This window comes from Ilumatobacter sp., from assembly GCF_049588435.1.
Taxonomy (GTDB): Bacteria; Actinomycetota; Acidimicrobiia; order Acidimicrobiales; family Ilumatobacteraceae; genus Ilumatobacter_A.
Window position 1 is genome coordinate 1 of record NZ_JBAVYV010000304.1, and the last position, 4842, is coordinate 4842.

Here is a 4842-nt window from a genome sequence, read left to right on the forward strand (position 1 = left end):
GCGCTCGGCTGGTGGGTCGTCCCGCTCGCCGCCGCCGTCGCGATCGGCACGGCGGCGATCACGCTGATCGCTCTCCGGGCGTTCGGCGGGGTGAGCGGCGACATCCTCGGAGCGGTCGAACAGGTCGGCGAGTGCGTCGTGTTGATCGTCGTCTCGGGCCTCGCTCTCCGCCACCCTCTCTGGTGGGCCTGACCGCTGGATAGCCTCACCGGCCGTGCCTGACAACCGTCGCCCTCCCCTCGACCACGTCGCCCAGTTCGCGCGCGGGTTCGCGATGGGAGCAGCCGACATCGTGCCCGGCGTGTCCGGTGGAACCGTCGCGCTGGTCCTCGGCATCTACGACCGCCTGATCCGCAACATCCGCCTCGGCGCCCGCGGGCTGCGACAAGGGCTCACCGGTGATTTCGCGGGCTTCAGGCAGACCCTGCGCGACATCGAATGGATCTGGCTGATCACCCTGCTCGGCGGAATCCTCGTCGCTGTCTTCGCGCTGTCCTCGGTGCTCGAACAACTCTTGACCGACGAACCGATCGCGATGGCCGGTCTGTTCTTCGGTCTGGTCGTCGGCACGCTCTGGATCGCCTGGAACCTGCTCGACCGGGTCGACGCCGTCAGCGTCGGGATCATCGCCGGTGTCGGAGTGGTCCTGTTCCTGGTGCTCGGACTCCGGGAGAGCACCGAGGCGGCCGAGGACGCGGCCGAGGTCGTGACCAAGCCGTTCTGGGTGTTCGCACTCGCCGGGGCGATCGCGATTTGCGCGATGATCCTCCCCGGGATCTCCGGATCGTTCATCCTCGTCCTGCTCGGGATGTACACCGAGGTCCTCGGAGCCGTGAACGACCGTGACTTCGCCGCGCTCGGGGCGTTCATGGTCGGGTGTGTCATCGGCTTGGCCGTGTTCTCGACGTTGCTGCACTGGCTCCTGGAGAACTACCGCAACCAGGTCATCGCCGCGATGATCGGTCTGATGATCGGCTCGATGCGGGTGCTCTGGCCGTGGCCGAACGGAACCCACACGACGCAACTCTCGGCTCCGGCGGACGAGGTCGTCCTGCCGATCGTGCTCGCCCTGCTCGGCGCCGGTGTCGTGATCGCCGTCGAACACTTCAGCTCACGCGTCGGCACCATGCCCGACTCGCTCGACTGAGCCGCCGTCCACGGCGCCGCTCCACGCACGCCCGCTCGGCTTCGGCCCGAAGGTCGGCCCGACATCTCAACCGCGCGCGGCAACCGAAGCTGCGTAGGTCGGCGGCGTGCGCCCCTGGACCAGTCGCTCGAACGCCGCAGCGAAGCGCACCATTCGTGCGTCGCTTCCAGCGTCGCCGATGAACGACCAGCCGACCGGCAGTCCGCCGACCTGGCCCATGGGAACCGTGACGTGGGGGTACCCGGCGACCGCCGCCGGAGTCGAACAACTGCCGGTGTCGTTGTCGCCGTTGACCAGATCGGTCATCCACGCGGGCCCGCCGGTCGGTGCGACCAGTGCGTCGAGGTCGTGGGCAGCGAGAACCGCATCGATGCCATCCGTCTGCGACGCGCGGCGGCAGGTCGCGAGCATCTCGAGGTACTCCGGATCGTCCAGTCCCGGGAGATCCCCAGCGGCCTCGAACAACTCCTGGCCGAACCATCGCAGTTCGGTCTCGGCGTGGTGTCGATTCCACGCGATCAGATCGGCGAGTGACCCGATCCCGCACGACGGCGCGAACTCGGCAAACCACCGTTCCAGCCCGAACTTCAACTCGTGGAGCAGGACCGGGAACTCGCAACGCTCGATCTCGTCACCGTGCTCGAGTTCCACCGGATCCACGAGCACGGCTCCGGCCCGACGCAACGTCTCGACGTGAGCCTCGAACAGGGCGTCGACACCCGGATGTGCACCGTCGTGATTCCGAAGCACGCCCAACCGCGACCCGGCGAGCGATGCCGAGCCGAGCGCGTCGGTGCCGAGTTCATCGACCCCAGAACCTGCGGAACCAGGCTCGACGAGCGCTGCCAGCAGCGCTGCTGCATCCGCGACCGTGCGGCCCATCGGACCCGCCGTGTCCTGCGAGTGCGAGATCGGGATGATGCCGTCGCGGCTCACCGCACCGACGGTCGGTTTGATCCCGACCAGGCCGTTGACCGAGGCGGGCGAGACGATCGAACCGTCGGTTTCCGTCCCGACGGCGACCGCACACAGGCTCGCGGCGACCGCCACGGCCGACCCCGAGCTCGAGCCGCTCGTGTTGCGGTCGAGAGCGTACGGATTGCGGGTCAGACCGCCGCGGGCGCTCCAGCCGCTGGTCGACCGGCTGGACCGGATGTTGGCCCATTCGCTGAGGTTGGTCTTGCCGAGGATCACCGCTCCGGCATCGCGCAACCGGGTCACGAGGGATGCGTCTCTCACGGCGGGAGATCCGATCAAGGCGGTCGATCCGGCCGTCGTCTGCATCCGGTCACCGGTCGCGATGTTGTCCTTGAGCAGGACCGGGATGCCGTGGAGCGGACCGCGGGGTCCGTCGACCGCCCGCTCGCGGTCGAGTGCCGCTGCGATCTCGTCCGCGTCCGGATTGACCTCGATCACCGAGTTGAGCGTCGGACCCGAGCGATCGATCTCCTCGATCCGCGCGAGATATCCGGCGGTCAGTCGGCGCGAGTCGAACGCACCGGACGACATCGCCTCCTGCAATTCGACGATCGACGCCTCGAGCACCATGTCTCCTGTCGCAGCCGTCTCTTCGCTGCTGGGTTCCTGTTTCGTTGCTGCTGCTTCGTTGCTGCGGCTTCGTCGTTCCCGCGGAGATCCCCGAGTCGAGGTCGCCGTCCGGTCAGCCGACGAGGGCGGCGAAGCGGTTGATTCCCGCCTCGATGTCCGCGTCGCCGAGGGCGAAGCTGAAGCGACCGTAGCCGGGGGTCCCGAATGCCTCACCGGGCACCCAGGCGACCTTCGCCTGGTCGAGCACGATGTCGGCGAGTTCGAGGGTCGTGTTCGCCATGACTCCGCCGTACTCCCGGCCGAGCAGGCCGCGCAGGTCGGGGAACGCGTAGAACGCGCCCTGGGGTTCGGGGCACACGACGCCGTCGATGTCGTTGAGCATGCCGTGGATCAGATCGGCACGGCGGGTGAACGCCTCGCGCATCATGTCGACGTCGTCGAGCGGACCGGACACCGCGGCGATCGCGGCGCGCTGGCAGACGTTGGCGACGTTCGACGTGGCATGCGACTGGAAGCTCGACGACGGCTTGATGATGTCGTTCGGGCCGATCATCCAGCCGACGCGCCAGCCCGTCATCGCATAGGTCTTGGCGACGCCGTTGACGATCAGGCACTGCTTTGCGAGATCGGGGACGAGGACCGGCATCGACGAGAACTCGTTGGCGCCGTAGACGAGATGTTCGTAGATCTCGTCGGTGATCACCCAGACGCCGTTCGCGACGGCCCACTCGCCGATGACTTTCACCTCGGCGGGTGTGTAGACCGCGCCCGACGGGTTGTCGGGGCTGACGAACAAGAGCACCTTGGTGCGGTCGGTCTTGGCCGCATCGAGCTGTTCGACCGTCACCTTGAAGCCGGACTCGACATCGGTGTCGATCACGACCGGAACCCCACCGGCGAGCGTGATCGCCTCGGGGTACGTCGTCCAGTACGGGGCGGGGCAGATGACCTCGTCGCCCGGGTCGCACAGCGCGGCGAACGCGGTGTACACCGCGTGTTTGCCGCCGTTGGTCACGAGGATCTGCGACGGGTCACACTCGAACCCGGAGTCGCGCAGCGTCTTGGCGGCGATCGCCTCCTTCAGTTCGGGCAGTCCACCCGCCGGTGAGTACTTGTGGTTCTTCGGGTCGGCACACGCTGCCTGAGCGGCCTCGACGATGTGGGCCGGGGTCGGGAAGTCGGGCTCGCCCGCCCCGAACCCGATCACGTTCTCACCGGCCGCCTTCAACGCCTTGGCCTTGGCGTCGACGGCGAGGGTCGCCGATGGCTGGATGGCGGACAGGCGCTGCGATGCACGGTTCACGTTGGTGGAGGATACCGGTCCGCCTCCGAGCGCCCGTCGCCCGTTTCCACCACCACCCCGGCAACGGCCAACCGCCGATCTCGTGAACTGTTCGCGCACGGAGCGCCAGAAGAGTTCACGAGATCGCTGGGTCGGGGGCGGCGGCGAGGTGGGAGCGGGTTGGGGGAAATCCGGTTGGGGACGGTCGTCGACGACGCCATGCTGATCACCGTGAGCACGACCCCCGACCAGATCACCATTCCGACCGACCTGCTTCCCGGCGACGGGCGCTTCTGCTGCGGTCCGTCGAAGGTGCGTCACGCACAGGTCGACGCCGTCGTCGCCGCTCGTGACACGCTGCTCGGCACGTCACACCGCAAGCCCCCCGTGAAGAACCTCGTCGGGGCGGTCCGCTCGAAGCTCACGGACCTGTTCGGTCTCCCCGACGGTTGGGAAATCGTGCTCGGCAACGGTGGATCAACCGTGTTCTGGGACGTCGCCACGTTCGGCCTCGTGCGCGAACGCAGCCAACACGCCGTGTTCGGCGAGTTCTCGTCCAAGTTCGCCGAGGCCTGTGCCGCGGCCCCGCACCTCGGTGAGCCGTCGGTCGTGCGCAGCGATGTCGGAACACATCCGACACTCGTCGCGGAGGACGGCATCGACCTCTACGCGCTGACGCACAACGAGACGTCGACCGGCGTCGCGATGAACCTGCAGCGTCCCGAGAACACGGCGGCCACGAATGCACTGGTCGCCGTCGACGCCACATCGGCGGCGGGCGGACTGACCTGGTCTCCGAGCGAGGTCGACGTCTACTACTTCGCTCCGCAGAAGTGCTTCGCATCGGACGGCGGGCTCTGGCTCG

4 protein-coding genes and 1 pseudogene are annotated in these 4842 nt (G+C 68.0%); 3 read left to right on the forward strand and 2 right to left on the reverse strand.

Going from position 1 to position 4842, the window contains the following annotated elements; all coding sequences use genetic code 11:
• Together WBV89_RS11820 and WBV89_RS11825 are read left to right on the forward strand one after the other, a co-directional pair.
• Nucleotides 1-192: adenosylcobinamide-GDP ribazoletransferase (locus WBV89_RS11820; RefSeq protein WP_423981553.1), on the forward strand; the 192-nt coding region annotated here is incomplete at its 5' end.
• A gap of 22 nt (nucleotides 193-214) precedes the next feature.
• On the forward strand, nucleotides 215-1147 hold the full coding sequence (locus WBV89_RS11825) for a DUF368 domain-containing protein (RefSeq protein ID WP_423981554.1): 933 nt from the start codon (nucleotides 215-217) through the stop codon (nucleotides 1145-1147).
• Between the two features lie 66 nt (nucleotides 1148-1213).
• Here WBV89_RS11825 and WBV89_RS11830 read toward each other — a convergent pair whose 3' ends face one another.
• Nucleotides 1214-2695, reverse strand: a complete 1482-nt coding sequence (locus tag WBV89_RS11830; protein ID WP_423981555.1) for an amidase — start codon at nucleotides 2693-2695, stop codon at nucleotides 1214-1216.
• 112 nt (nucleotides 2696-2807) lie between these two features.
• Nucleotides 2808-3998, reverse strand: a complete 1191-nt coding sequence (locus tag WBV89_RS11835) for a pyridoxal phosphate-dependent aminotransferase (RefSeq protein ID WP_423981556.1) — start codon at nucleotides 3996-3998, stop codon at nucleotides 2808-2810.
• A gap of 198 nt (nucleotides 3999-4196) precedes the next feature.
• On the opposite strand from WBV89_RS11835, the pseudogene WBV89_RS11840 reads away from it, so the two are divergent.
• Nucleotides 4197-4842: pseudogene (locus WBV89_RS11840) on the forward strand (phosphoserine transaminase); the annotation flags it as partial.